This window comes from Paraburkholderia aromaticivorans (assembly GCF_012689525.1).
GTDB classification, from domain to species: Bacteria; Pseudomonadota; Gammaproteobacteria; order Burkholderiales; family Burkholderiaceae; genus Paraburkholderia; species Paraburkholderia aromaticivorans_A.
In genome coordinates this window covers 1,784,363-1,809,500 of sequence record NZ_CP051516.1, presented here as the reverse complement: position 1 = coordinate 1,809,500, position 25,138 = coordinate 1,784,363, and the positions used below count along the sequence as shown (strand labels likewise).

34 protein-coding genes and 1 tRNA gene are annotated in these 25,138 nt (G+C 63.9%); 14 read left to right on the top strand and 21 right to left on the bottom strand.

Features of this window, described 5'->3' with window-relative positions:
• Positions 1 to 10 precede the first annotated feature (10 nt).
• The 3 genes from dusA to HF916_RS36020 all read right to left on the bottom strand — a co-directional run bounded on the left by dusA (position 11) and on the right by HF916_RS36020 (position 1,736).
• Positions 11 to 1,012, bottom strand: a complete 1,002-nt coding sequence (gene dusA / locus HF916_RS36030) for a tRNA dihydrouridine(20/20a) synthase DusA (protein WP_168793553.1) — start codon at positions 1,010 to 1,012, stop codon at positions 11 to 13.
• Between the two features lie 116 nt (positions 1,013 to 1,128).
• Positions 1,129 to 1,374 carry a hypothetical protein gene (locus HF916_RS36025; RefSeq protein ID WP_168793552.1) on the bottom strand — a complete coding sequence of 82 codons (246 nt, stop codon included), beginning with the start codon at positions 1,372 to 1,374 and terminating at the stop codon, positions 1,129 to 1,131.
• A gap of 89 nt (positions 1,375 to 1,463) precedes the next feature.
• Positions 1,464 to 1,736, bottom strand: coding sequence for a hypothetical protein (locus HF916_RS36020; RefSeq protein ID WP_240975817.1), 273 nt, complete (start codon positions 1,734 to 1,736; stop codon positions 1,464 to 1,466).
• A 267-nt stretch (positions 1,737 to 2,003) separates the two neighbouring features.
• Between HF916_RS36020 and HF916_RS36015 the strand changes: the two genes are divergently transcribed.
• Positions 2,004 to 2,270 carry a hypothetical protein gene (locus HF916_RS36015; protein ID WP_168793551.1) on the top strand — a complete coding sequence of 89 codons (267 nt, stop codon included), beginning with the start codon at positions 2,004 to 2,006 and terminating at the stop codon, positions 2,268 to 2,270.
• Positions 2,271 to 2,419: 149 nt separating this feature from the next.
• Here HF916_RS36015 and HF916_RS36010 read toward each other — a convergent pair whose 3' ends face one another.
• The 3 genes from HF916_RS36010 to HF916_RS36000 all read right to left on the bottom strand — a co-directional run bounded on the left by HF916_RS36010 (position 2,420) and on the right by HF916_RS36000 (position 3,427).
• On the bottom strand, positions 2,420 to 2,788 hold the full coding sequence (locus HF916_RS36010) for a glyoxalase superfamily protein (RefSeq protein WP_168793550.1): 369 nt from the start codon (positions 2,786 to 2,788) through the stop codon (positions 2,420 to 2,422).
• A 57-nt stretch (positions 2,789 to 2,845) separates the two neighbouring features.
• Positions 2,846 to 3,118: a DUF6566 family protein gene (locus tag HF916_RS36005; RefSeq protein ID WP_168793549.1), complete on the bottom strand. Its 273-nt coding sequence runs from the start codon at positions 3,116 to 3,118 to the stop codon at positions 2,846 to 2,848.
• Between the two features lie 111 nt (positions 3,119 to 3,229).
• The gene (locus HF916_RS36000; protein WP_168793548.1) at positions 3,230 to 3,427 is read right to left on the bottom strand and encodes a hypothetical protein; all 198 of its coding nucleotides are present in this window, start codon (positions 3,425 to 3,427) and stop codon (positions 3,230 to 3,232) included.
• A gap of 150 nt (positions 3,428 to 3,577) precedes the next feature.
• Here HF916_RS36000 and HF916_RS35995 point away from each other — a divergent pair, with 150 nt between their 5' ends.
• Positions 3,578 to 3,877 (top strand): hypothetical protein, encoded by a 300-nt coding sequence (locus HF916_RS35995; protein WP_168793547.1) that lies wholly within the window; start codon positions 3,578 to 3,580, stop codon positions 3,875 to 3,877.
• Positions 3,878 to 3,885: 8 nt separating this feature from the next.
• On the opposite strand, the gene HF916_RS35990 is transcribed toward HF916_RS35995, so the two are convergent.
• From HF916_RS35990 to ssuD, 4 genes are all read right to left on the bottom strand, one after another.
• Positions 3,886 to 4,101, bottom strand: coding sequence for a TOBE domain-containing protein (locus HF916_RS35990; RefSeq protein ID WP_012432764.1), 216 nt, complete (start codon positions 4,099 to 4,101; stop codon positions 3,886 to 3,888).
• A 48-nt stretch (positions 4,102 to 4,149) separates the two neighbouring features.
• Complete coding sequence (locus tag HF916_RS35985) at positions 4,150 to 5,151, bottom strand: ATP-binding cassette domain-containing protein (RefSeq protein WP_168793546.1); 1,002 nt, start codon at positions 5,149 to 5,151, stop codon at positions 4,150 to 4,152.
• A complete protein-coding gene (ssuC, locus tag HF916_RS35980; protein ID WP_168793545.1) occupies positions 5,148 to 5,990 on the bottom strand; it encodes an aliphatic sulfonate ABC transporter permease SsuC in 843 nt (280 codons plus the stop codon). The genes HF916_RS35985 and ssuC overlap by 4 nt, the downstream gene beginning before the upstream one ends.
• Positions 5,991 to 6,059: 69 nt before the next feature.
• Entirely contained in the window at positions 6,060 to 7,220 is a 1,161-nt protein-coding gene (gene ssuD / locus HF916_RS35975; protein ID WP_168793544.1) for an FMNH2-dependent alkanesulfonate monooxygenase, read from the bottom strand.
• Here ssuD and HF916_RS35970 point away from each other — a divergent pair.
• Both HF916_RS35970 and HF916_RS35965 read left to right on the top strand, forming a co-directional pair.
• Positions 7,201 to 7,368 (top strand): hypothetical protein, encoded by a 168-nt coding sequence (locus HF916_RS35970; RefSeq protein ID WP_168793543.1) that lies wholly within the window; start codon positions 7,201 to 7,203, stop codon positions 7,366 to 7,368. The two genes, ssuD and HF916_RS35970, sit on opposite strands and share 20 nt — an antisense overlap.
• Positions 7,369 to 7,726: 358 nt before the next feature.
• Complete coding sequence (locus HF916_RS35965) at positions 7,727 to 8,152, top strand: hypothetical protein (protein ID WP_168793542.1); 426 nt, start codon at positions 7,727 to 7,729, stop codon at positions 8,150 to 8,152.
• A gap of 92 nt (positions 8,153 to 8,244) precedes the next feature.
• On the opposite strand, the gene HF916_RS35960 is transcribed toward HF916_RS35965, so the two are convergent.
• Together HF916_RS35960 and HF916_RS35955 are read right to left on the bottom strand one after the other, a co-directional pair.
• Entirely contained in the window at positions 8,245 to 9,369 is a 1,125-nt protein-coding gene (locus tag HF916_RS35960; RefSeq protein WP_168793541.1) for an enoyl-CoA hydratase/isomerase family protein, read from the bottom strand.
• Positions 9,370 to 9,415: 46 nt separating this feature from the next.
• Positions 9,416 to 10,354: a TetR/AcrR family transcriptional regulator gene (locus HF916_RS35955; protein WP_168793540.1), complete on the bottom strand. Its 939-nt coding sequence runs from the start codon at positions 10,352 to 10,354 to the stop codon at positions 9,416 to 9,418.
• A 135-nt stretch (positions 10,355 to 10,489) separates the two neighbouring features.
• Here HF916_RS35955 and HF916_RS35950 point away from each other — a divergent pair, with 135 nt between their 5' ends.
• Positions 10,490 to 11,488 carry an NAD-dependent epimerase/dehydratase family protein gene (locus HF916_RS35950; protein ID WP_168793539.1) on the top strand — a complete coding sequence of 333 codons (999 nt, stop codon included), beginning with the start codon at positions 10,490 to 10,492 and terminating at the stop codon, positions 11,486 to 11,488.
• Positions 11,489 to 11,706: 218 nt separating this feature from the next.
• Here HF916_RS35950 and HF916_RS51145 read toward each other — a convergent pair whose 3' ends face one another.
• Complete coding sequence (locus tag HF916_RS51145; RefSeq protein WP_240975816.1) at positions 11,707 to 12,168, bottom strand: DUF1488 domain-containing protein; 462 nt, start codon at positions 12,166 to 12,168, stop codon at positions 11,707 to 11,709.
• On the bottom strand, positions 12,168 to 12,446 hold the full coding sequence (locus tag HF916_RS35940) for a hypothetical protein (protein ID WP_168793538.1): 279 nt from the start codon (positions 12,444 to 12,446) through the stop codon (positions 12,168 to 12,170). Before HF916_RS35940 ends, HF916_RS51145 begins: the two co-directional genes overlap by 1 nt.
• Before the next feature lie 288 nt (positions 12,447 to 12,734).
• On the opposite strand from HF916_RS35940, the gene HF916_RS35935 reads away from it, so the two are divergent.
• Both HF916_RS35935 and HF916_RS35930 read left to right on the top strand, forming a co-directional pair.
• A complete protein-coding gene (locus HF916_RS35935; RefSeq protein ID WP_168793537.1) occupies positions 12,735 to 12,926 on the top strand; it encodes a hypothetical protein in 192 nt (63 codons plus the stop codon).
• A gap of 74 nt (positions 12,927 to 13,000) precedes the next feature.
• The gene (locus HF916_RS35930) at positions 13,001 to 13,393 is read left to right on the top strand and encodes a hypothetical protein (RefSeq protein WP_168793536.1); all 393 of its coding nucleotides are present in this window, start codon (positions 13,001 to 13,003) and stop codon (positions 13,391 to 13,393) included.
• A 31-nt stretch (positions 13,394 to 13,424) separates the two neighbouring features.
• Here HF916_RS35930 and HF916_RS35925 read toward each other — a convergent pair whose 3' ends face one another.
• A complete protein-coding gene (locus tag HF916_RS35925; protein ID WP_431311465.1) occupies positions 13,425 to 13,757 on the bottom strand; it encodes a DMT family transporter in 333 nt (110 codons plus the stop codon).
• A gap of 10 nt (positions 13,758 to 13,767) precedes the next feature.
• Positions 13,768 to 14,265 carry a heme-degrading domain-containing protein gene (locus HF916_RS35920; protein WP_168793534.1) on the bottom strand — a complete coding sequence of 166 codons (498 nt, stop codon included), beginning with the start codon at positions 14,263 to 14,265 and terminating at the stop codon, positions 13,768 to 13,770.
• Positions 14,266 to 14,502: 237 nt separating this feature from the next.
• On the opposite strand from HF916_RS35920, the gene HF916_RS35915 reads away from it, so the two are divergent.
• The 7 genes from HF916_RS35915 to HF916_RS35885 all read left to right on the top strand — a co-directional run bounded on the left by HF916_RS35915 (position 14,503) and on the right by HF916_RS35885 (position 20,105).
• A tRNA-Met gene (locus tag HF916_RS35915) sits at positions 14,503 to 14,579 on the top strand.
• Between the two features lie 388 nt (positions 14,580 to 14,967).
• Complete coding sequence (locus HF916_RS35910) at positions 14,968 to 15,513, top strand: NUDIX hydrolase (RefSeq protein WP_168793533.1); 546 nt, start codon at positions 14,968 to 14,970, stop codon at positions 15,511 to 15,513.
• 9 nt (positions 15,514 to 15,522) lie between these two features.
• On the top strand, positions 15,523 to 16,260 hold the full coding sequence (gene aat, locus HF916_RS35905; protein WP_168793532.1) for a leucyl/phenylalanyl-tRNA--protein transferase: 738 nt from the start codon (positions 15,523 to 15,525) through the stop codon (positions 16,258 to 16,260).
• A gap of 117 nt (positions 16,261 to 16,377) precedes the next feature.
• Positions 16,378 to 17,199: an arginyltransferase gene (locus HF916_RS35900; RefSeq protein ID WP_168793531.1), complete on the top strand. Its 822-nt coding sequence runs from the start codon at positions 16,378 to 16,380 to the stop codon at positions 17,197 to 17,199.
• Positions 17,200 to 17,366: 167 nt separating this feature from the next.
• Positions 17,367 to 18,344 carry a quinone-dependent dihydroorotate dehydrogenase gene (locus HF916_RS35895; protein WP_240975851.1) on the top strand — a complete coding sequence of 326 codons (978 nt, stop codon included), beginning with the start codon at positions 17,367 to 17,369 and terminating at the stop codon, positions 18,342 to 18,344.
• Positions 18,345 to 18,536: 192 nt separating this feature from the next.
• Positions 18,537 to 19,331 carry a cystine ABC transporter substrate-binding protein gene (locus HF916_RS35890; RefSeq protein ID WP_168793529.1) on the top strand — a complete coding sequence of 265 codons (795 nt, stop codon included), beginning with the start codon at positions 18,537 to 18,539 and terminating at the stop codon, positions 19,329 to 19,331.
• A 114-nt stretch (positions 19,332 to 19,445) separates the two neighbouring features.
• Positions 19,446 to 20,105, top strand: a complete 660-nt coding sequence (locus HF916_RS35885; RefSeq protein ID WP_168793528.1) for an amino acid ABC transporter permease — start codon at positions 19,446 to 19,448, stop codon at positions 20,103 to 20,105.
• 18 nt (positions 20,106 to 20,123) lie between these two features.
• On the opposite strand, the gene lepB is transcribed toward HF916_RS35885, so the two are convergent.
• From lepB to HF916_RS35860, 5 genes are all read right to left on the bottom strand, one after another.
• On the bottom strand, positions 20,124 to 20,822 hold the full coding sequence (gene lepB / locus HF916_RS35880) for a signal peptidase I (protein ID WP_168793527.1): 699 nt from the start codon (positions 20,820 to 20,822) through the stop codon (positions 20,124 to 20,126).
• Between the two features lie 242 nt (positions 20,823 to 21,064).
• Entirely contained in the window at positions 21,065 to 22,063 is a 999-nt protein-coding gene (locus tag HF916_RS35875) for a Gfo/Idh/MocA family protein (RefSeq protein WP_168793526.1), read from the bottom strand.
• Between the two features lie 147 nt (positions 22,064 to 22,210).
• Positions 22,211 to 22,936, bottom strand: a complete 726-nt coding sequence (locus tag HF916_RS35870) for a FadR/GntR family transcriptional regulator (RefSeq protein ID WP_168793525.1) — start codon at positions 22,934 to 22,936, stop codon at positions 22,211 to 22,213.
• A gap of 334 nt (positions 22,937 to 23,270) precedes the next feature.
• Positions 23,271 to 23,861, bottom strand: coding sequence for a flavin reductase family protein (locus tag HF916_RS35865; RefSeq protein ID WP_168793524.1), 591 nt, complete (start codon positions 23,859 to 23,861; stop codon positions 23,271 to 23,273).
• Positions 23,836 to 25,041, bottom strand: coding sequence for a sugar phosphate nucleotidyltransferase (locus HF916_RS35860; RefSeq protein ID WP_168793523.1), 1,206 nt, complete (start codon positions 25,039 to 25,041; stop codon positions 23,836 to 23,838). Before HF916_RS35860 ends, HF916_RS35865 begins: the two co-directional genes overlap by 26 nt.
• Positions 25,042 to 25,138 lie beyond the last annotated feature (97 nt).

The following is a 25,138-nucleotide window of genomic DNA, read 5'->3' as shown; positions in this document are numbered from 1 at the left end:
GCCTAGTCCTTTATTCAAAAATTTCGATAGGCTCGCGCAGATGCTGTCTTGCCTCGTCGAAGATGGTCAGATCGCGCGCGGCGAGCCGCTTGCTATCGGACAACACGCGTCGCCATCCACGCGCACCCGCTTCGCCGCGATAGAGGCCGAGCGCATGGCGCGTGATGGCGCCGAGATACGTACCACGCGCCATCTCAGCGGCGCAATACTCGATCAACTTCGCTTCGACCTGCTCGCGCGTGAGCGGCGTTTCCGTCGAACCATAGAAGCGTGCATCGACATCGGCCAGCACATACGGATTGTGATAAGCCTCGCGCCCGAGCATCACGCCGTCGACGTGTTGCAGGTGCGTCTCGACTTCATCGAGCGTCTTGATGCCACCGTTAATGATGATCTCCAGATGCGGGAAGTCGTGCTTCAACTGATACGCGTACTCGTATTTGAGCGGCGGAATCTCGCGATTTTCCTTCGGGCTCAATCCCTTGAGAATCGCGTTACGCGCATGCACGATGAACACATTGCAACCGGCGTCCGCAATCGTGCCGACGAAATCGCGCACGAATCCATACTCTTCCACGGCATCCACGCCGATGCGGTGCTTCACGGTCACCGGCACCGACACCGCATCGCGCATGGCCTTCACGCAGTCGGCGACGAGTTGCGGCTCGTTCATCAGGCACGCACCGAATGCGCCGCGTTGCACGCGCTCGGACGGACAGCCGCAGTTCAGATTGATTTCGTCGTAGCCCCATTGCTCGCCCAGCTTCGCCGAGCGCGCGAGGTCGTCGGGTTCGCTGCCGCCGAGTTGCAGAGCGACCGGCGCCTCTTCGGGCGTGAAAGCGAGATGGCGCGGCACGTCGCCATGCAAGAGCGCGCCGGTCGTCACCATTTCCGTGTACAGCCACGTATGGCGAGAGATCACGCGATGCAGGGAACGGCAATGACGATCAGTCCAGTCCATCATGGGTGCGACCGATACGCGGCGCGGACTGGGAGTGTGAGGTGAAGACATGGGCGGCTAGACGGCTTGATTCAAAACACCGATTTTACCGCAAGGCGTGAATTCGCCGGCCCGGGCGCGATACTTGTCGCCCGCGCTTCAGTTGTTTGACACCAAAACGCCGGGCGTCAGCGAGTCGTCCCCGAAACGTTTGTTCCGCCCTCATCCGTTCTAGCCCTCAACATCCCGGTATTGAGCATGGCCGACAGCACGTCCTCGATTCGCGCGTCTTCGAGCAGGCGTCGGCCGGCGCGCAGGCGTCGTGCGTTCGTCAAATCGATGGCGCGCTGCAAATCGGAAGTCTCAGCGGCGATATACACGGCCATCCCATAGCCGTATCGATCGGCGAGCTTGTAGTCGAAGAAGTATTTCATGCTCCCGTTTTCGGCAGCCGCGCCGAAAACTTTACAGCGGGTTTACGACGGCATGTGAAACGGTTGCCCCTCGCGGAACGGACCGGCCATTAGTGCTGCCCCGCGTTCAGCAGCATCCATATCTGCATTCGAGGCTCACCGGCAAGGATGCGCGCGAACGCCGCTCCACAACGCACGCACGTGTAGTGCTCCTCCGCCCGCTCGTCCTTCACCGCCCCACGACTATTCAACGTCAGGTTGTCATGCGGGCGATCGGCAGCCGGCAAGCCATAAAGCTCGAAGCAGTCCGCGCACGGTTGAATCCACAGGTCCATCGAAGTGCTCTCCAAGGCGACGAATTCAAACCTGAATTCGATTCGCACCACGCTATCCATCGCGATTAACCCGCACCGCAACCCGGGTCTTTGGCGCCCCAAACCGCTTGGCCCGTGGGGTCGGACCACCGCCGAGGCCTGTCCCGCCTACCTTCAGCCGATTATTTCAGAATCAAGAACAGTAATTTCAGATTATCGGCACAAATTTTCAATAGTAGGGGTATACACTGCCTCACATCGACGTTGCAGACACACCTCACCGGCCCCCTGCGACGCCTTCCTGAACTGAAGTCGAAACGTTATCGGAGTCACACCATGAAGACCAAGCTCATCGCCGCCCTGCTGGTTGCTGTTTCTGCCTCGATCGCTGCTCCCGCCTTTGCTAGCGGCTACGGCCCGGCACCGTCCTACCGTCCGTCGGTCGGCGCACCGGCTTCGCAACAAGGCCAGAACGCACAAACCGTCGCAGCTGAACGCGCCAACGCTGGATCGAATGCCTACGGCGGCGTGAACAACGTGTCGTCGCAATCGGGTGCCAAAGAGCCGGTTTCCGGCCCGCAATCGGTTTTCTTCGGCCACTAAGCAGTTGCCGTTGAACCGGCTGCCTCACGAGGGCAACCGGTAAACTGGGCGCCGCGCATGCAGTATCGATGCCGGCGCCCAGTTGCGTTTACGCGGCACTGCAAGCGCATCGGGACGCCCGTTTCACCGCTCAACGACTGAGCGCCCGCCTATTCGCCCTTCGGCGATTCACAAAACCGGATCCGGTTGCCGAACGGATCGACCGTCTCCAGCACCCTTCCCCACGGCAACGTTTCAACGCCCGGCTTCCCGTATTTGTAGTCTTTGCGCTGAAGTTCGGCATGAAACGCGTCGATGTCCTGCATCGGCACGAAAATCGTCGACCCCGGCGTCGCGTCGCCATGGTGCTCGCTCAGATGCAGGATCAGATCGGAGCGCCGCACCTGCGCGTAGAGCGGGAAATTCTCTTCGAACCGGTGTTCCCATTCGACGGTGAAGCCGAGAAAGTCCACGTAAAACTCCCGGGCTTTTTCCTCGGAGAAGATACGGATGATCGGGATAGCACGCGCAAGATGCACAGCGGTCTCCTGCTAGTCATGGCGGGACAGCCAGCTTAATCGAACGCGTGCGCAATTTCACCCAGGTGCGGAAGGAACGTGCGGCGAGGCGGCAAGTCCGCCCGCGTCGATCACTTCGCGCGCCGCCCGGAAGCCCGCCTCGGCTGCCGCATGCTCGGTGCACCATAAGCTCTGGATATGCACGAGCCGCCACTCGATCACCACCGCCTCGCCCCGCAACACCCGAAAATGCGCTTTGACGCCCGTCAGCACCTGTTCGACGGCGACCTCGATGTCGTAGTCCTGATAGCGCTCCTGGTAGTCCCCCATGTCGAGACCCTTCGGCTCCATGTTCGCCTCCGTGGTGTCGCCGCCAATGTGACGGCCAGACTTGTCCGGCGAGCACGCTCGACGGCTCGCGGATCGATTCGGCCCGACGTCAGGCCGACCTCGCGCTGACGATCAATCGCAATCGCCAGAAAGATATTGCCGACCGTTGCAGGTGATTTCGACGTCGCCGCCGCTCGCCTCGGCAACCAGGCCGCCGGCCAGCAATTCGGCTGTAATGGACTGCGCCAACTTCGGCGCGTCCTTTCCGACGCCGACGTCGTTCAGACGCCGCAAGGCTTCCACCGCTTCGGGACTCAATGACTTTGACATGGCCGTCTCCGTCTACATGCTCAATTCATCCTAGCAAGTTTCGGGGACGTATGCAGGCGCGCGTCGCGGCACGCGAGTTGCGTGGCGGAGGTCATCCCGCCAGCGTAGCAGCGGCGAAACCGTCAGGCGGTGTCGCGAAGGAGGACGGACATGGAGCGAAGCAGATGGGTGGCGTTGATAGCGGGCGTCGCGCTGGCCACAGGCGTCGGCACAAACGGCACAAACGGCACGATGGCATTCGCACAGACGGCGAAACCGGGCCAAATGCAGCAAACACCGGCACAGGCAGCGCCGCTAAACGACAACGCGTCGATGGCCAAGCCGCCCGAGGCCGGCTCCGGCTCAGGCGGCTCGAGCAATCCTGACAATATGCCGATCAAGCGTCCACGCCAGCCGACCAACGACAAAATGATGCACGAGCCGCCTGCCAGCGGCGCGAACGCGAAATAGCGCGAGGTTCACAGGCGCGCGATCGACACCTCCGTCGACTTCACGAGCGCGATCACTTCGGAGCCGACCGTCAGTTCGAGTTCGTCGATGGAGCGCGTGGTGATCACCGAGGTGACGATACCAAAGGGCGTATCCACATCGACTTCGGACACGACGGGTCCGCGGATGATTTCCTTGACCTTGCCTTTGAACTGATTGCGTACGTTGATTGCGGAAATGCCCATATCGAGTGACTCCAGAGAAGCGATTTAGAAACAGTCAGTCAAGCAATGTCAGACGGCCCAACGGACCTCTGTCGGCCGCCTGAGACGGCCTTCGTCACGTGCGTCGTACGCCTGATGAGACAGCGCGTCGTCATTCGGCGCCGTCTTCAGTACGCGTTGCAACACATGTTCTTCGAGTGCGGCGAAACCCGCCGATGCGCGCGCCCGCGGACGCGCCAGCGGCACCGGCTGATCGAGCGCGATGCGCCCTTCTTCGATCAGCAGGATCCGGTCGCCGAGCGCCACGGCTTCATGCACGTCGTGCGTGACCAGCAGCGCGGTAAATTGATGCTCGCGCCACAGGCGCTCGATCAGCGCGTGCATTTCAATACGCGTCAACGCATCGAGCGCGCCGAGCGGCTCGTCGAGCAACAACAATTGCGGCCGATGCACAAGCGCCCGCGCCAGCGCCACCCGCTGACGCTGACCGCCGGACAGTTGCGCGGGCCAGTCGTTGGCTCGCTCCAGCAAGCCGACTTCGGCGAGCACGGCGCGTGCGTCCTCACGCGCGCTGCGGCCGAGGCCGAGCATCACGTTTTGCAGCACGCTCTTCCAGGGCAGCAGACGCGCGTCCTGAAACATGATGCGGGTATCGATCGGGCCGCCGTCTTCGGTGCGCTTTTCGAGCACACCCGCGGTGGTCTTTTCCAGCCCGGCGACGAGCCGCAGCAAGGTCGATTTCCCGCAGCCGCTGCGGCCGACAATCGCCACGAAACTGCCGCGCTCGATCGACAGATCGAAATCGGACAGCACCTGGCGCTCGCCGTAGCGTTTGCCTACGCCACGCAATTCCACCGAATAATCCGCGGCACGGCGGGCGTCGTTGCGCGCGAGCGCGCCGGCCGGCAGTCCCGCAGCGGCGCGCGCTTGATGATGATGCGTCGCCTCGGCGTACTCGACGTCCGCGGCTTCGTGCGCGTCATGATCGACGGTACGATCGTGCGCCAACTCGGCTTCGAGATCGCTGCCGGCAATCCCGCCGAACGACGCGGACAAGGTCGTTGCGTTCATGATTTCGCTCCTCGTTGATAGGCCGGATGCCAGCGCAGCGAGACGCGCTCGAGACTCTTGGCCAGCACGTCCGCGAGTTTGCCGAGCGCCGCGTAGAGCAGAATGCCGACCACCACCACATCGGTTTGCAGGAATTCGCGGGCGTTCATCGTCATGTAGCCGATGCCCGATTGCGCGGAAATGGTTTCGGCGACGATCAGCGTGACCCACATCAGCCCGAACGCGAAGCGCACCCCGACCAGAATCGACGGCAACGCGCCCGGCAGAACCACATGCCGGTACAGCGCGAAACCCTTCACGCCATAACTGCGCGCCATCTCGATCAGGTTGGCATCCACCGAGCGGATGCCGTGAAACGTGTTCACGTAGATCGGGAAAAACACGCCCAACGCGACGAGAAACACCTTCGCCTCCTCCTCGATGCCGAACCACAGAATCACGAGCGGAATCATCGCCAGCGCCGGGATGTTGCGGATCATCTGCACGGTCGAGTCGAGCGCGATCTCGGCGGGTTTGAACAGGCCCGTCGCGAGTCCGAGCACGAGGCCGATCCCGCCGCCGATCGCAAAACCCGACACCGCGCGCCACGTGCTGACCTTCACGTCCGCCCACATTTCACCGGACTGGATCAGCGACCACGCGGCCTTGACGACCGCGAGCGGTTCGGGAAGCACACGCGTCGACAGCACGCCGCTGCGCGCGGCGAATTCCCACGCCAGCAGAATCGCGAGCGGCGCGAGCCACGGCGCGAGATGCGCGCCGATCCGGCGCAACGCTTTCAAAGCCGCGCCGCCCTCGGCGCCTGCGTCCCGCGTGGCGCTCACAGTGGATTGAGCCATGCTTCTCGTTCCTCATTGCTTATCGATGGGCATGCGTGCCGTTTGCGGCACGCATGCCGAGTTCGAGATTCAGCTCGAACTTGCCGCCTTCGGCAGATAGTTGTTGCCGACGATCTCGCCGAACGGCCCCGACAGCGGTCCATTCGACACCTTGTTCCGACGGTTCGGCAGCAACGGAAACACGAGTTCGGCGAAGCGATACGACTCTTCCAGATGCGGATAGCCCGACAGAATGAAGGTGTCGATGCCGAGTTCGGCGTACTCCTTCATGCGCGCCGCCACCTGCTCCGGATTGCCGACCAGCGCCGTGCCCGCGCCGCCGCGTACGAGGCCCACGCCCGCCCACAGATTCGGATAGACCTCGAGTTCCGCGCGGCCGCCGCGCTTGCCGCCGTGCAGCGCGGCCATGCGGCGCTGACCTTCCGAGTCCATCTTCGAGAACGAGGCCTGGGCGCGCGTGATGGTTTCGTCGTCGAGCTTGCTGATCAGCTTGTCGGCGGCGGCCCACGCTTCTTCTTCCGTCTCGCGCACGATCACGTGCAGACGAATCCCGAACTTGATCTGGCGGCCATGCGCCGCGGCGCGCGCGCGAATGTCGGCGATTTTCTTCGCGACAGCTTCGGGCGGCTCGCCCCACGTCAGATAGGTATCGATATGCTCGGCCGCCATGTCGTGCGCGGCCGGCGACGAACCGCCGAACCACAACGGCGGATGCGGGTTCTGCACGGGCGGATACAACGCCTTGCCGCCCTTCGAGTTCAGATGCTTGCCTTCAAAATCGATCGCGTCGTTGGTATGCGCGGCGGTCAGCAGCTTGCGCCAGATGTGCAGGAATTCGTCGGTGATTTCATAGCGCGTGTCGTGGTCGACGAACACGCCGTCGCCTTCCAGTTCCGCCGCATCGCCGCCGGTCACGACATTGATCAGGAGACGCCCGTTGGACAAACGGTCGAAGGTCGCCGCCATGCGCGCGGCCAGACCCGGCGACGAAATGCCCGGACGGATCGCCACCAGAAACTTCAGCCGTTTGGTCGCGGCGATCAGGCTCGACGCGACGACCCATGCGTCCTCGCACGAGCGGCCCGTCGGCAGCAGCACGCCCTCGTAGCCGAGCGTATCGGCGGCGACGGCGATCTGCTGGAAATAGTCGTAATCGGCTGCGCGTGCGCCTTGGGACGTACCGAGATAGCGGCTGTCGCCGTGAGTCGGAATGAACCAGAACACATTCATTTTGCTGCTCCTGCAGGTTCGAAACTGGATTGAAATGAAGACGGTGCGTCGAGCGTTCGCGCACACGCCGGCCGCGCGCATCCCTCCGGCACACAGCCGGACGGTGCAGCGCAAAGAGGCGGAAAAATGCGGTGTCGGTGCGCGCTAGCGGCGACAACGGACCGGCCGGCGCGCGGGCGCCATGCGGCGGGTGAAGATCGGCATCAGGCAGGACATCGCGACAGCTTCCCTCGACCAAACGTGCGCGTCATACGCTCGATTAAACGGCGACGGCGGCAAACGCCGTCTGCATGGAGAAACAGTCTATGGATCGGGCTGCGGCTTTTGAACGATTTTTTTTAGCTTAGGTTTTCCACTTTCGTGATTAGCCCGACGCTAAAGCATACGGATGTTGCGTGTTGTGCACGCTGGAAAGGGGGTACGTCTATATATAATGGCGCACGTTTTCCGAATAATCCGGTACAGGCCATGCGAACCACGCCGCCTGTATCCTGGCGGTGCAATGCATGCAAAAACTCATCCTGCCGTTCGTCGCCGGTTTTCTGGCTTCCCTGTTCTTCCACGAATCGACGCTGGCGCTGCTGCACGCAGCCGGGATGATCGAACCAACCGGTTTTTCGACTGCGCCGTTTTTACCGCTCGGATTGCCTGAGTTCATCGCCAACGCGATCTGGAGCGCGTTCTGGGCCGTATTGATGGCGTGGCTCTTGCGCGTCGCGCCGCATCGGCGTGCGCCGTGGGTGCCGGCCTTCGTGTTCGGCGGCATCGCGTTGACGGCGGCGAGCGTGTTCGTGATCGACCCGCTGCGCGGCATCTGGCCGAGCGGCAACATGCTGCCGCGCCTCTCGGTGGGATTTGCGGCGAATGCGATGTGGGGCTGGGGCGCGCTGGTGTTCATGCGCGCGTTCATGGCGAGCGAAGACGAGGATTGAGCGGCTTGGCGGCTTAGCCGCCGGTCGTTCGCAACGACTGCGATGCCGCTCGCCAAGGCGGCATCGCGACCCGCCGCTTCAATTCCTCAGGTTTAACCGCGCAGATCGCGCAGCGGGTGTTCGTTCGCCGGCCACGGGCTCTCGAACATCTTCTCGACTTCGGCGGCGTTCACGTCCTCGATGCGCGCGAAGCGCCAGCGCGGCGCGTTGTCCTTGTCGATGATGCGCGCGCGAATGCCTTCGATCGTGTCGCCGTGCAGAAAGCTCGAGCGCGTCAGATCGAGATCGCCACGCAGCACGTCGGCCATCGAACCCTCGGCGCGCGTCACCACTTCCAGCGACACCGCCATCGACAACGGCGAACGTTCGCGCAAGACCGCAATCATCTGTTCGGCCCAATCGGCGGCGTCGCGCTCGCTTTGGAGCGAGGCAAGAATCCGCGCGACATCGGGCAACGCGAAGTGACGATCGATCAACGCACGCCCGTTCGCCAGCGACGACGCCTCCGGCCGCGGCACGACCTGATGCGCGAGCGCCTCGCGTTCGATGCACGCCACCACGTCCGCGCCGCGCTCAAACGCCTCGCCGCGCAAGGTGTCGACCAGCGCGGGCAAGGCCGCGTCGTCGATGTAGGTGTCGGCGAGACCCGCGTAAAGCGCGTCGGCCGCGCCGATCGTTTCACCGGTCACCGCCAGATAACGGCCGATCGCGCCGGGCGTGCGGGCCAGAAACCAGCCCGCGCCGACATCGGGAAACAGGCCGATGCGGGTTTCGGGCATCGCCATCTTCGTCGAATTCGTGACGACTCGCAGACCACCGGTGCGATGCGCGCCCTGCGAAATGCCCATACCGCCGCCCATCACGACGCCGTTCATCAACGCGATATACGGCTTCGGAAAGGTGAAGATGGCGTGATTGAGCCGGTATTCCTCGATGAAAAACGTGTCGCGCGCGTCATGTTCGCCGCGCTGCGCCGACTCATAGAGAAAGCGGATGTCGCCGCCCGCGCAGAACGCGCGCGGCTGCTGGCTGCGTACCACGACGGCGAGCACTTCTGGATCTTCGCGCCACTGGTCGAGCGCCGCGTGCATCGCGCGAATCATGCCGGTCGACAGCGCGTTGAGCGCCTTCGGCCTGTCCAGTTCGATGAAACCGATGCGGTTGGCTACGTAAGTCGCGACTTCGTCGCTGACGGCGGGCGAGGCGGAAATGGACATGGAGAGCTAAGCGCAACCGCGCAAATTGAGGTGGAAGCGAACGTTATCACGCACTCGTGGCTTTGCGTCTGGCGGCCGGCGCGGTGGCACTGCCGGCTGCCGCTTTTACCGGTTTTTTGTCTGAAGGCTGAGCGGCGGATTCATTGCCCGGTTCCGACTCCGGTTCAGTCGGCGATTCGGTACGCGTATCAAGCGATTTTCTCTTGCGCGTGCCAGCGGTGGCCGCAACGCCCGGCGCTTGCGTTGCGTGCGATGCGCCCAGCCAGGCGTCGAGCGCGACGCCCACCACGGTGTCGAGCGGTGCGGTCGGAAACACGGGACACGTCAGATTCAGTGCAACGATGCCATGCAAGTTCGCCCAGAACGCCTCGGCCCACACCGCCACATCCGTCGATGCCGACAGACGCCCCGCCGCTTTGAGTTCGTCGAGCGCGGAAATCATGATGTGCAACGCGGCCTCGCCGGGATCGTCCTCGGCTGCGGCCGTTTCGCCGCTCGCTTCGTGCGCCGCCGTGGCTTCGGTGTCCTCGCTCATCACCGCGCTACTCGTCGCCGCACCGCCCGACGCCGCGCCGGCATTGACCAGATCCACCACCGCCTTACCCTTCGCCGCGCCGCCCAACGCCGCGCCCGTGTAGCTCGGATCTTCCATGAAGATCAGCCGGTACGTTTCCGGATGCGCGACACCGAATGCCACATACGCCCTGCCGAGCGCCTTGAGCCGCTCGGCCGGATCGGCGATGCCCGCGAGCGGCACGAACGTCTCCAGCAGTTGCGCATAGCCTTCCGCGCACAAGGCCTGGGCGATCTCGTCGCGGCTTGCGAAGTGCAGGTACAGCGTGGCCGGTGAATATTCGATGGCGTCGGCGATTTTGCGCATGGACAGCGCGGCAAAGCCTTCGCGCATCACGATGCGCCGCGCGGCATCGAGGATGCGTTCGCGCAGTGCCTGTTTCTGGCGGTTCTTTCGTTCAGCGATTCCCATGACGAACATTCTCGGGTTGACAAACTGAAAAGTCAAATTAAACTGAACACCGTTCACTGAACAGCGTTCATTAAATTTTCCACTATCAGTCACAATTCATGCGGACGCGATGCGGCGCCGCTTCAAGGAGTCGTCATGCAAGTCACAGGCAAGGTGGGTTTATTCGGCGCCGCGGGCGCGTCCGGACAGATCATTGCGGCGGCGCTCAGCGCGGCGGGCCGCGATTACCGGGTGGTTGGCCGCTCGCGCCAACCGCTCGAAGCTGCGTTCGGCCACGATCCGCACGCGGAGATCGTCACGTGGAATCCGGACGACCCCGCTTCGATCCGCGCGGCGTCGCAGGATCTGCAGACGGTGATCTATCTGGTCGGCGTGCCCTACGATCAGTTCGCCGCGCATCCGCCGCTCATGGAGAGAGCGCTTGCGGGCGTGACGGCGGCGGGCGTCGAGCGCTTCATTCTGATCGGCACGGTGTATCCGTACGGCCGCGCGCGCGGCAATCCGATCCGCGAAAATCATCCGCGTGAGCCGCACACGTTCAAGGGCCAAATGCGGCTCGCGCAGGAAAATCTGGTGCTGGCGGCGCATGGACGCAATGGCCTCTCGACGCTCGTGCTGCGTCTGCCCGACTTCTACGGCCCGGGTATCGAGCGCAGTCTGCTGAACGGCGTGTTCGAAGCTGCGGCCAATGGCAAGCGCGCTCAGGTGATCGGCCCTGTGGATGTGCCGCATGAATTCATCTATCTGCCGGATGTCGGGCCAGTGGTCGAAAAGCTCACGCGCACGCCCGAGGCGTATGGACGCTGGTGGCACCTCGCCGGCGCGGGCACCATCACGCAGCGCGAAGTGGCGCGGCAGGCCTATGCGCTGGCGGGCCGCCAACCGAAGCTGATGGTGGCCGGCAAGACCCTGCTGCGCGTGCTCGGCCTGTTCAATCCGTTCATGCGGGAACTGGTGGAAATGAATTACCTGATGACCGAGCCGGTCGTGCTCGACGACTCGGCGTTGACCGAACTGATCGGCCCGATCGCCAGGACGTCGTACGAAGAAGGGATCCGCCATGCATTCGATGCGGCGCGAGAAGCGGCATCGGCAAATGCAGGAACGAACGGAAGCGCCGCGAGCGCGGCTTGAATGAGAATGCGAGGATCGTCCGGGTGGGGCAAGTGGCGTTGGCGAGTTGCGCGGTGATTTGCAGCGTCCGGCACTTCAGGTCAGCGCATGCAAACTCGCCATGGCTCGCACGGCTCGCTCAGTCGCGATTTGCTCATCAACCGTAGCGCGTCTGACCCGCGAATCCCCTGCCGATGCGATGGAGCCCGCATGGCCGCATTCTCTCTCGAGCAGCGCCATTACCCCGCCACGTTGCCCGGCGGAAAGTGGCCGCTCTTGAGCAGCACGGGCGTGCCGTTGCTGATCTGCAAGTGCTCGCGCGCGACCGCTTCGATGCGCGGACGTCCGGCGTCGAACGCGCGCATCCAGCCTTCCAGGTCCTCGGTGTAGGCGCCGAAGTGATCTTCGAGCGCTTCGACCGAGATCGCGCACGGCACCGGCTCGCCGTCCACCAGTGCGGGAAAGACAACGGTCAGATTCGAGTCGCGGTAAGCAGGCGCGTCCGCGGGAAACCGAATTTCCATGGTTGCCTCATCAGAAAGATCCGACGGGAAACCGGCGTCGGCGAGAACCGGCCGGCCCCGGAGAACGTCGATATGGTACTCGCGCGGCTGGACCGCGGTCCAGCCTGCCGCAGCGCTTTCATCAGCGGTTTTGCCGACACGCCCGGCGACGCTTTTCTCCACCTTACGCACCGCCATCAAGCGCCTCCCAGCAAGCGGTCGATGTAATCGCGCGCCGCCTGCTCGATGAAGACGAGCGCCTCCTCTTCGCTGCCGAAGCGCTGGCCGTCGCCGAGTTCGAGCAAAGTTTCCATGCGGTGAGGATCGTCCGGACCGTGTTCAGCCAGGCTCACCGAGCCGACGTAAGTCCCGCTCGCACTGCCGGCGCCCGTGGCCGGCGTGTCGGCCGCCGGCACGAGGCGCGCGGCGGCGCTGATGTAATAACCACGGTAAGGGCCGCTGACCCGTTCAGCCATATTCGTTCTCCTCGTTGCAATTCATGGGCGGACGCCGCGTGGAGCGGCGGCCGATAGGTCTGCCCGTGCGTTGACCCTGATGTCGCCGGTTTCGTCCGCGAGGCCGGTGCAGCACCCGCGTCGACGCGCGGCCAACCAGTATGTAAGGCGCGTCGCGAGCCGATTAGTTCTGCAGCGCCACCCGGCGATGCAACCGATCGCACTTGTTCGGCCCGCGCCGGTCGAACTGGATCATCGGCACGGTCCGTGCTGAAGCGACGACCCCTTTTCGAGTTCAGCGAGCGCAATATGGGAAAATATTTTCTGCAAAACCACGAATTGCCCGAGCCGGATGCGGCGAACACATGGTTTGCGTACGCCGAAAGCCACGGCATCGACATTCCAAAAGCCATCAGCATCTGGGAAGACGCGGCCACCAGGGAAGGCGGGGAAAGCCGCCGGATGGTCAGCGCGGCGGGCATTACGATCGAAACGCCCTGAGCTTCTCCCGAGCGCCAACAGGTGCTCCCGGTCCACATGGCGACCCGAATATCAATCTGAAAGGAAACAACACGATGCATTTCATGACGCAACTGCGCCGCGCCGGCCGCTTCAACCGCCTCCGAACCCGCTCCGTGCTTGCTCTCGTTCGCCGGACCTCGCTGTCGGCCGCCCTTCCCGCCGCCGTGCTGCTCGGCGCGGCGGGCCTTGCCGGCTGCGCATCGTCGAACACCACGTCGCTGATCAATCTGCCGAACGGCCAGACCGGCTTCGCCGTGAATTGCAGCGGCGCCGACGCCGCTTCCAGCTGGGCGTCGTGCTACGTGCAGGCCGGCAACGCCTGCGGCGCGACGGGCTACGACATCGTGTCCAAAGACAATGACGAAGGCGGCACGGCGGGCGGCAGCGTCACGAACGTCGTCTCGGCCAACGTGAAAAACCGTTCGATGATCGTGCGCTGTAAATAAGCGCCCGCGGCGCCTGTGTCGATGCAGCGGCTCAGTGCGCCTGCATCTTCGAAAACGTGTTCAGCACGGCAACCCCGGCAATGATCAGCCCGAGTCCGATGACGGCCGGCACGTCGGGCACCTGCCGGTACAGCAGCACCGCGACCAGCGTGATCAGCACGATGCCGGCGCCGGACCACACCGCGTAGACGATGCCGACCGGAATGCTCTTGAGCGTGAGCGACAGGCAATAGAACGCCACGCCATAGCCGAGCACGACCACCGCTGAAGGCAGGAACCGCGAGAAGCCCTCCGACGCCCGCATCGCTGAGGTCGCGATCACTTCGGCCACGATGGCGATGCCGAGCAAGGCATAAGGAGGCAGCCGCATCGGCTCAGGCCTTTGCAAGCGCGAGCTTGCTGTAGTCGTGACCGAGATGCGCGCACAGCGCTTCCACCACCAGTTCGTGATCGGCGCGCTGCGGCAGACCCGACACCGTGATCGAACCGATCACGCCCGCGTGCGCCACCGTCAGCGGAAACGCGCCGCCATGCGACGCATATTCCGTGGCGGGCAAGGCGTGCTTGTCGGCGAGCGTGCCGCCGGCCTGCTGCATCTTCAGGCCGATCGCGTACGAGCTGCGGCGGAAATGCGCGACCGTGTTGCTCTTGCGGCGCACCCAATCGACATTGTCCGGCGTCGCGCCGTCGAGCAGACTGAAGAACAGCGGCTGGCCGAAGGTGCGCACGTCGATCGCGACGGGGATACCACGCGCCTTGGCGACTTCGTGCAGATAGGCGCCGACTTGCCACGCGCGGTCGGCGTCGAATTGTGGGAACACCAGCGCATGTTCCTGAGCGGCAATCACCTGCAGATCGTGAGCGATATCCATGGATTTTAGAGCAAGGTAAGAGGTGGAGCGCGCGCCGCCGTGCGTGCAGGGCGGCGTCGCGAGAGGAACCTGAATTCTAGCGCAGCGCCTTACGCGGGCCTTCCGGCATGCGACGCGAGCAACGCATACGGCGACTTCAGCGTTCACGCGCCGATGCATGACTCATGGATTGAAGCCGGTCCTTAAATAGCTATTGCAACCCTATCCGCTTTGTTCTATAATCTTTTCTTCGACGGACGCGGGGTGGAGCAGTCTGGCAGCTCGTCGGGCTCATAACCCGAAGGTCGTAGGTTCAAATCCTACCCCCGCAACCAAGTGCACCAAGTTGGTTGGAGACGTCGAAAACAACATTGAAGGCTTGCCCAACCGGCAGGCCTTTTTTGTTTTCTTTCCGAATATTTCATGATGCGTTGCGGCCCTGCCCGCGTCATTCCGTTTTTCTAGTTTTTCCACGCCAATTGCATCCGCGGTGCGGGACGCCGGATCACCCCGCCTGCGTTACCATCCACGCCCTCGGATCAAGCCTCGCGCGCAAGATATTCCGGATTCCGAACAAAATGATTGCGCCTTTTGCGAGCAGCTTCTGGCGCAATTTTCCGCACCGGCCTCACTCGCCGCGCGATCCGCGCGCCGCAAATTGTCGCCCTGAGAAAAACCGCGCCCCAGTGATAAACTCCTATCACCCTTTCTCGTCCCCTTCCTATGAAATTCTGTTCTGTCTGCGGCCAGGGCGTCAGCCTGAGCATTCCGCCCGGCGACAACCGCGAGCGCTTCGTATGCGGCAGTTGCGGCACGGTGCACTATCAGAATCCGCGCAACGTGGTCGGCACGGTCCCGGTCTGGGACGAGAAAGTGCTGCTGTGCCGTCGCGCGATCGAACCGCGCTACGGTTACTGGACGCTGCCCGCGGGCTTCATGGAAATGGGTGAGACGACCGCCGAAGCGGCATCGCGCGAAACGCTGGAAGAAGCCGGCGCGCGCGTCGAAGTGCAAAACCTCTTCTCGCTGCTGAACGTGCCGCACGTGCATCAGGTTCATCTGTTCTATATGGCGCGCCTGCTCGATCTCGACATTGCCGCCGGCGAAGAAAGCCTCGAAGTGAAGCTCTTCGACGAACATGAAATCCCCTGGGACGAGATTGCCTTTCCCACGGTCGGCCAGACCCTGCGTTTCTTTTTCGCCGACCGCGCCGCCGGCAGCTTCGGCCTGCACACGGGCGACATCTTCCGCTCGCTGCGCGAAGGTTGAGCGGCGCGCATGGTTCCCTGGCTCGGACCTGACGATCCGTTTCCGCCCGTCGAACGCGCCCTCGGCGCGACCAGCGGCGCGCCCGGCCTGCTCGCCGCCAGCGGCGACCTGCTGCCGTCGCGGCTGATCGACGCCTATCGGCGCGGCATCTTCCCGTGGTATTCGGACGGCCAGCCGGTGTTGTGGTGGAGTCCCGACCCGCGCATGGTCCTGCGCCCCGCCGAATTCAAAGTGGCGCCGTCGCTGCGCAAGACGCTCAGGCGCGTGCTGCGCGAAGACGCGTGGGAAATCCGCGTCGACCATGATTTCGCCGCGGTGATGCGCGCCTGCGCGCAGGCGCCGCGACGTGGACAGCGCGGCACCTGGATCACCGCGGATGTCGTCGAAGCTTACTCGTCGCTGCATCGTGTGGGCGACGCTCACAGCATCGAAACCTGGTTCGAAGGCAAGCGAGTCGGCGGTTTGTACGGCGTCTCGTTCGGCAAGATGTTCTTCGGCGAATCCATGTTCGCGGAGGTCACGGATGCGTCGAAAATGGCACTGGCCGCGCTTGTCGGACACTTACGCCGTCACGAAATAGAAATGATAGACTGCCAGCAGAACACGTCGCATCTGGCGTCGCTAGGCGGTCGCGAGATAGCGCGCAAGGCGTTCATCGCGCATGTTCGCGCGTCGGTCGAGGCGCCGCCGATTCCCTGGCGCTTCGACAAGACCGCGTTGCTCGAGGTCGTCGCGCCGGCGTCGTAGGAAAGAATCAGGCCGAATCCGGATCCGCCGCCTACCGAGCCGCGGATCACGAGCCGCGGGTCGTCAACCGCAAGGCGCCGGGTTTGCATTACCAGAGACGCTTCGAGAGCTGCCAACGTGACTCATCCTAACGAGCTGCCTCTTTCCCCGCTTTCAGCGCTGCAATTTTATGCAACGGCGCCCTATCCCTGCAGTTACCTGGATGGCCGCATCGCGCGCTCGCAAGTCGCCACCCCCAGTCACCTGATCAACTCCGACGTCTACACCGACCTCGTCAAGGCCGGCTTCCGGCGCTCGGGCGTGTTCACCTACCGGCCGTATTGCGACGGCTGCCGCGCCTGTGTGCCGGTGCGCGTGCCGGTCGACCAGTTCGAGCCGAACCGCACGCAACGCCGCGTCTGGAAGAAACACGGCGAACTGATCGCCACCGTCGCGCCGCTCCACTACGACGAAGAACACTACGCCCTCTACATGCGCTATCAATCGGCGCGGCATGCGGGCGGCGGCATGGATCGCGACAGCCGCGACCAATATGAACAGTTCCTGCTGCAGAGCCGGATCAACTCGCGGCTGGTCGAATTCCGCGAGCCGCTGCCGGGCCGGCCGGATGTGCCGGGCATTCTGCGCATGATCAGCATGATCGATATCCTCGGCGACGGGCTCTCGTCGGTGTACACGTTTTTCGAGCCGGGGCTGCCGAACACGAGTTTCGGCACCTACAACATCTATTGGCAGATCGAGCAGGCGCGCAGCCTCAAGCTGCCCTACGTGTACCTCGGCTACTGGATTCGCGAGAGTCCAAAGATGGCGTACAAGGCGAATTTCCGGCCGCTCGAGGGTTTGATCGACGGCGCCTGGTGCGTGCTCGATCCCACGGGCGTAGACCTGCCGCCGGTCGACCTGGCGGTGCACGGCAAGCGCCCGCCGCTCAAGCCGTAGCCAGGCCGTTGCAAAGGCGCGAGCCGACCGGGCCGCCGCCCGTTCCCGCCAGTCGGTCTCATTAAAGCCCCAAAGCCGGTAAAATAGCGGGTTCCCATTTTCCGGCCGCCCGGCTTCGTCCCGTGTTCAGTTCCCTCTACCCGCTTGTACGCGCCCAACTCTTTCGCATGGACGCGGAAGACGCTCATCACCTCACCTTGCGCATGCTCGGCGCCGCCGGCCGCACTGGTCTCGCCGGCGCGCTCGCGCCGCGCGTGCCGGATGCGCCGCGCACTGTGATGGGGCTGACGTTCCGCAACCCGGTGGGACTTGCCGCGGGCCTCGATAAGGACGGCGCCTGCATCGACGGCCTGGCCGCGCTCGGCTTCGGCTTCATCGAAGTGGGCACGGTCACGCCGCGCGCACAGCCTGGCAATCCGCGCCCGCGTATGTTCCGTCTGCCGCAGGCGAACGCCGTGATCAACCGGATGGGCTTCAACAACGCGGGCGTCGACCAGTTCGTGAAAAACGTGCAGGCCGCGCGCTATCGCGGCATTCTCGGCCTGAACATCGGCAAGAACGCCGACACGCCGATCGAACGCGCCGCCGAAGACTACCTGTACTGTCTCGAGCGCGTGTATCCGTTCGCCAGCTACGTGACGGTCAACATCTCGTCGCCGAATACGAAGAACCTGCGCCAGTTGCAAGGCGCGGGCGAACTCGACGCGCTGCTCGCGGCGCTCAAAGAAAAGCAGCTGCGTCTGGCCGACATGCACGGCAAGCTCGTGCCGCTCGCGCTGAAGATCGCGCCGGACCTCGACGACGAACAGATCAAGTCGATCGCCGACACGCTGTTGCGCCACCAGTTCGAAGGCGTGATCGCCACCAACACAACGCTCTCGCGCACCGCCGTCGCCGGCATGCAATACGGCGACGAAGCCGGCGGCCTGTCGGGCAAGCCGGTGTTCGACGCGTCGAATGAAGTGATCCGCAAGCTGCGCGCGGAAGTCGGCGAAACGGTGCCGATCATCGGCGTCGGCGGGATTTTTTCCGGCGACGATGCGCGCGCCAAGCTCGCGGCCGGCGCGTCGCTGGTCCAGCTCTATACCGGCTTCATCTACCGCGGACCGGCGCTGGTCGCCGAATGCGCGCAAGCGCTGCGCTAAAGCGGCCGCAGTGAGCGCGGCGCGATGAGCCGAGCCGAGCCGAGCCGAGCCGAGCCGAGCCGAGCCGAGCCGAGCCGAGCCGAGCCGAGCCGAGCCGATAATATAGACATAAACAAACGATATTTTGGTTTCGATAGTCTGCTTTGTTATGCTTTCGTCTGTTAAAACGCCAGACGAAGAAAAAGGAACTCGATGAAATTTGGCTTGCTGAAAAAGATTCTCGTCGCCGGTCTGATCGGCGCGTCGTTCACTGCGGTCGCCGCCCACGCCGACGACCTGCTCGATCAGGTCAAGCAGCGCGGCACGCTGCGCATCGGTCTCGAAGGCACCTTCCCACCGTTCAACTCGAAAGCGCCGTCGGGCGAACTGGTCGGCTACGACGTCGACATCGCCAGGGCCGTGGCCGCCAAGCTCGGTGTGAAGCCGGAATTCGTCACGACCGAATGGAGCGGCATCATCGCCGGTCTGCAGGCGAACAAGTTCGACGTGATCGTCAACCAGGTCGGTATCACCGACGCGCGCAAGCAGGCGCTCGACTTCTCGCCGGCCTACACGTATTCGGCCGCGCAACTGATCCAGCGTAAGGACGACACGCGTCAGTTCAAGTCGCTCGACGATCTGAAGGGCAAGAAGCTCGGCGTCGGTCTGGGCACGAACTACATGGACATGGCGAAGTCGGTGCCGGGCATCGACGTGAAGACGTATCCGGGCGCGCCCGAGTACCTGCGCGATCTGGCTGCCGGGCGTCTGGACGCAGCGCTCAACGACCGCCTGATGCTTGCCTACCTGATGAAGAACTCGCAACTGCCGCTGCGCACCGGCGCGAATGTCGGTCCGGGCAACCCGTCCGGCATTCCGTTCAGGAAGGGCAATCCGAAGTTCGCCAAGGCGATCGACGACGCGATGACCCAGCTCGAAGCGGACGGCACGTTCTCGAAAATCTCGGACAAGTGGTTCGGCATCGACGTCAGCAAACCGATCAAGTAAGACGCGCTGACTGAAACGAAGGGCGGCATCGTCGACGATGCCGCCCTTCGCGCTTCTACAGCAAAGTTTATGATGTGCGCTTTTTGCGCGCCTAACCCGTCCACCGCTCAGCCCATGTCCACCACTTCCCTGCTCGTCCAATCGCTGCCTGTGCTCGCGCAGGGCGCCGTCCTGACGGTCAAGTTCGCGGTTCTGTCGATGATCTTCGGCCTGATTGCCGGCGCCGTGCTCGCGTTGATGGGCGTCAGCCACAACCGCGCGCTGAACTGGATCGCGCGCATTTACGTGAGCGTGATGCGCGGCACGCCGCTGCTGGTGCAGATCTTCGTGATCTATTACGGCTTGCCGAGTTTCGGCATTTCACTCGATCCGACGCCGGCCGGCGTAATCGCGTTGTCCGCGAATGTGGCGGCGTATCTATCGGAGAGCATGCGCGGCGCGATCCTGGGGATCCAGAACGGCCAATGGCTCGCGGCCTACAGTCTTGGACTCTCGCGCCGCCAGACGCTGCGCTACGTGATCGCGCCGCAAGCCTTGCGCATTGCCGTACCGAGTCTGTCGAACAGCTTGATCAGCCTGATCAAGGACACCTCGCTGGTATCGGTGATCACCGTGACCGAACTGCTGCGCAGCGCGCAGGAAATCATCGCTTCGACCTATCAGCCGCTGCCGCTGTATCTCGCCGCGGCCGCGGTCTACTGGGTGCTGTGCCAGGTGCTCGAAAGCGTGCAGCGCTGGTACGAACGGCGCCTCGCGCTGCCGACGCGCCACTGAGCACCGGGTCCATCTGATTTAACGGCTGGCGACCGGCGACGCCGCATCCAGCGGCGCGCCGAAGCGTTCGAAGCGCGGCGTGTAGTAGTGATCCGGGTCGAGCGAAAACGCGACGTGGCGCGTGCGGCCCATCAGTTCCTTGCGCGGAAAGAAGCCGAAGTAACGCGAATCGGCGCTGTCGTCGCGATTGTCGCCGAGCATCAGATACTCGCCGGCCGGCACGATCACCGGCCCGAACGAATCGCGCGGGCTCGGCGTCTGCGGCGCGAGCCGCACGGTATGCGCGACGCCGTCGAAGCGCTCGGTCAGATAATCGCCGGGCGACGCGGCGTCGCCGGGCAGCGGTTTGAACTTCAGCGGCTGGTAATCGGCGCGCACGCCGTTCACGTACAGCACGTTCTCGCGCATCGCCACGCTGTCGCCGGGCAAGCCGATCAGACGCTTGACGATCAGTTCATGCGCCGCCGACGAATCGATCGTCACGATATCGCCACGCTGCGGATCGTGCAGATGCGCGATCGCGATATGCGTCAGCGGCACGCGCAGATCGTAGGCCATTTTGTCGACGAAGATCCGGTCGCCCTCGCGGATCGTCGGCAGCATCGAGCCGCTCGGCACGACGTTCCAGTCGGCCACGGCGCTGCGAAACAACACCATCAAGAAGAGAAACGCGACAACGCTCTTGTTGTCGCGCCACAGTTTTCCGAGCATGCGCATGGCAGGCGGCTCCATTGGAGGGAATTCGAAAGCGGCGGGCACGTGGAGCGTTTTTTCTCTCCGCATGCCCGCGCAAATCCTACCACCGCTGCAGGGCGCAACGCGGCAACGCCGGCGGCGGATCGGATTGCGTGGAAGATCTCATGGGCATTGCTTCGGAGATTGCTTGAGCATTGCGCAGGAATTGCATGGCGCGTGCGCCGGCTCGTGCCACGTTGCACGCCTCGCCTCGCCTGGCCGCGCTACTCTCCCGCGAACTTCAACCCGAGCGCCGCGCGGGCCGCGTCAGCCATCGCGATCATCTGCAATGACTTGCCATGCGGCATCACCGGACTTTCCACCTGCCCCGACCGGATCAACTCGCAGAAGTGCGCGGTCTCGTAGTTCAGGCCGCCGCCTTCGAACGGCTCGTCGAGTTCGACCACGCGTCCATCGGTATAACGGATCGTCGCGCGCGACGGATTCCACCACGGCTCGTGAATCGTGACGTGGCCCCCTTTGGCCATCAGCAGCGCATCGCCCTTGCCGTGCAGATCGAGCCCGCAAAACAGCTGGGCGATGCCGCCCTCGTGCTGACTGTTCAGGCTCGCAAACGTATCGACGCCCGTCGCCCCGAGCCGCCCGAGCGTCTGCACTTCAAGCGGCGCGCCCAGCCAGTCGACGGCGAGAAACATCTCGTAGATACCGATGTCGAGCAGCGCGCCGCCCGCATGCTCGAACGACAGCGACGGGTGATCGTCCGGCACGCCCGGCACCGAGCAGCCGGCCCGCACCAGCCCGACCGCGCCGATCGGATCGGCATCTAGATGCGCGCGCAACTTTCTGTAGAGCGGATAAAAGGGCGGCTTCATGGCTTCCATGAACAGCCGTTGCGCGGCGCGGGCGGCGTCGAGCACGCGCTCGAGCTGCGGCTGATTGATGGTGGCGGGTTTTTCGCACAGCACGTGCAGACCGGCTTGCAGCGCGGCGATCGCGTAGTCGGCGTGACTGTCCTGGACGGTGGCGATATAGAGCGCGTGGATACCGCTGGCGAGCAGCGCGTCGAAACTCGCGCACACCTCGCCCCCGAATTCCCCGGCGAATGCCACGGCAGGTTCCGCGCGGCGTGACCACAGCGCGGTCAGTTGCGTCTGCGGCACATGAGCGAGACCTTCGGCGAAGCGACGGGCAATGCGGCCCGTCCCGACGATTCCCCAGCGGATCGTGCCACCCGAGGGGATTTCCTGCGTTGCGATTGTCATCGTTCCTTCGAGTCCATGCAGTTCAGAACAGGCGCTATTGTCGCGCATGCCGCACGCTCTCGCGTGGGCGTGAACGCGCGCCCTTTCGTACCGCACAGTCTCACAAGGAAAAATAAAAGACCCAGCGTGCCGCCGCGGCGGCGACGCTCAACTGCGTGCCGGCGGTTCCGCTGAGAACTGGCCGCTGACTTCTTCCGCGGTGTAGTCGATCATTGCAAGCGAGGCGAGTTCCGCTTCCTTCGGATCGCGCCGTTCGATCGCTTCGACCACGCGTTGATGGGATTTCACCGCCGTTTCCCAGAGTCCGTCCCCATCCCTTTCGGTGACGATCGGATTGACGGTCGATAGCGCGCCGCGAATGATCGCCGCCATCTGCTTGAAGAACTGATTGCCGCTCGCCACCACGATGCGGGTGTGGAACAGTTCGTCCGCTTCCTGATAGCCCGGCTCGCCCGGCCGGATCGTGCGGAATGCCTCGAACGCCTCGCGGATCGCGGCAATATCCGCCGCGCTGCCGCGTGCGGCCGCCTGCGCCGAGGCGCGCGGTTCGATCAGGATGCGAAACTCGATCACGTCACGCAGAAACAGCGGATCGGGTTTCGCGCGAAAACGCCAGTTCACGACATCTTCGTCGATCATGCGCCAATCGCTCATCGACCGGATGCGCGTGCCGATTTTCGGCCGCACGTCCAGCATGTCGCGCGCGAGCAGCATCGACAGCGCCTCGCGCATGACGGTGCGGCTGACGTCGAACTCCTTCGACAGCACATCCTGCGGTGGCAGTATGGCGCCGTATTTCTCTTCGACGATGCCCGTGACCAGTCCATCCATGACTTTGCTCACGAGCGATCGATCTTTGTTTGCCTGTTCCATGACACTCTCCCCGAAGCGGTGTTTGTCCCCGCGTAGCCTGTTGATCGTGCGGCCCTTATGTCTCGTTTTATCGATGTCACTTAGTTCTTCTACGATACGTTGCTAGCTTCAAAACGGTTGCGCCAGTTGGGAAACTTCCTAACAGGGTTATCCCTCTGAAGAATTGTTTCTTCCTTGTAACGCCGCATATTTTGACGGGCCATAAGCTTGCGTCTCAAGCGTGCCTGCGTTGCGGAATTTGCATAGTGCGAAGACGCACGTTGCGAGACGATTTGTCTGATCCACCACGCCTCGGCGGATACGAACTGGCGGGAAATGACGAATGACGTTCGCATCAGGAGGCGCTCGCGGCAACTGACGGCGAGTCCTGCCTGGAAGCCGCAGTCGAACCCTGAATGGAATCTGGCGCCGCGACCGACCCATAACGCCCGCCGAAAAAGATCAGCGGCGCGTGTTCATCGAGCGAGAACACCAGCACCTCGCCGACGAACAGCGTATGGTCGCCGCAAGGATGCCGGTCCACCACGCGCGCGGCGAAACGCGCCGCCGCGTGTTCGAGCAGCACCACGTCCGTCAGCCCCTCGACCGCCGCGAAGCGTGGCGCGAGCCGGCTCTGCGGCTCGCCGGCAAAGTGGCGGCTATGCGGCTCCTGCGCCTCGGACAACACGCTTACGCCGAACAGCGCGCTGTCCATCAGACGCTCGTGCATGCGCGCCCGGTGCCCGACCGAAACGACGATCAGCGGCGGCTTGAGCGAACCCGACATGAAGGCGTTGGCGGTCATCGCATGCAAATCGTCGCCGCTGCCGGTCGAGATCACCACGACGCCGGTCGCGAAGCGTCCCAACGCGTGACGAAAGCGCCGCTCGTCGAAAGACGCCTGCGCGACATGCGGCGTCTCAGCGTGAAGTACCTTTGCCTGCATGAGCGCTCTCCAGATTGAGACCGAACGGGTCCTCGAAACGCACGGCGTCGTCCTCGCCCGGATAGCCGCCTGATTGGACCTCGATCATTTCTCGCGGCGTCCTGCCCGGATTTTCTAGCCGGTGCATGACGCCGAGCGGAACATACGTCGACGAGTTTTTCTCCGTGAGCATGAAGCATTCCCCGCCGCGCGTGACGTGCACCACCGACTCCCAGGCGCTCACTTCCGAGCGTGCCGCGACGACCGGCACGGCGACGCCCACCAACCGCGCGTCGGTGCCGACGCGCTCCATCACCGCGTAGTCGATCGAAACGGACGGGCACAGGGCCACCGCATCGCGCGCCAGATGCAGCGTGCCGTCGCCGTCGACTGTCGCACGCTCGAAGGCGGCCGCGCAGGCCTCGGCGATCGCCGGCCGGCAGAGCGCGATGGCCGCGAGCCACACCGACGCGCGCACCACGAACATGCCGCTGTTCCACCAGTAATTGCCGGAGGCGGCATAACGCTCGGCCAATTCCGGATCGGGCTTCTCGACGAACCGTTCGATGGCGCGCGCGCCCCGCTTGCCGAGCGCCGCCCCCGTGCGGATATAGCCGTAGCCGGTTTCCGCGCGCTTCGGCGGCACGCCGAGCGTGACGATCGCGCCGCGCGTCGCGTGCTCGAGCGCCTCGGCGAGCGCCGTGCCGAACGCAACGTGATCGGCAATCAGATGATCTACCGGCAACGCCACGATGAGCGGATCGTCGCCCTCCCCAGCCGCCGCGCGCGCGGCGAGCGCGGCGACGGTCAGCGCGGGCGCGGTATCGCGCGGCATCGGTTCGAGCACCATGCGCACTGGCCGGCCCGATCGTGCGAGCCGCTCCAGGGGTTCGCGCGTTTGCAGATGCGGGTCCTCGCAACACACCACCAGCGGCGCTGCAATGGATCGCGTGCCGGATGCCGACGTAGTGTGTCGCGCCGCGATGAGCGACGCGTCGAGCCGGTTCAGCGTGGTCTCGAGCAGCGACTCGTCGCCCATGAGATCGATCAACTGTTTCGGATTGCGTTCGCGCGACAACGGCCACGATCGTGTGCCCGAGCCGCCTGCGAGAATCACCGGCTGCACGGATAAACGCGTGGCCGTTTCGCTGACGTCCCCCGTCGACGCAAGCGGATTGCCTGGTTCTACGATGCGATTCATGTGCGGGTCCCCTATCCGGTCAAACTGGTCCGGTTCATTGTTCTATGTTGTCGTGGTACTACCGTGCTACGTATACCGCCGTGCCTTCGTCCGGTGG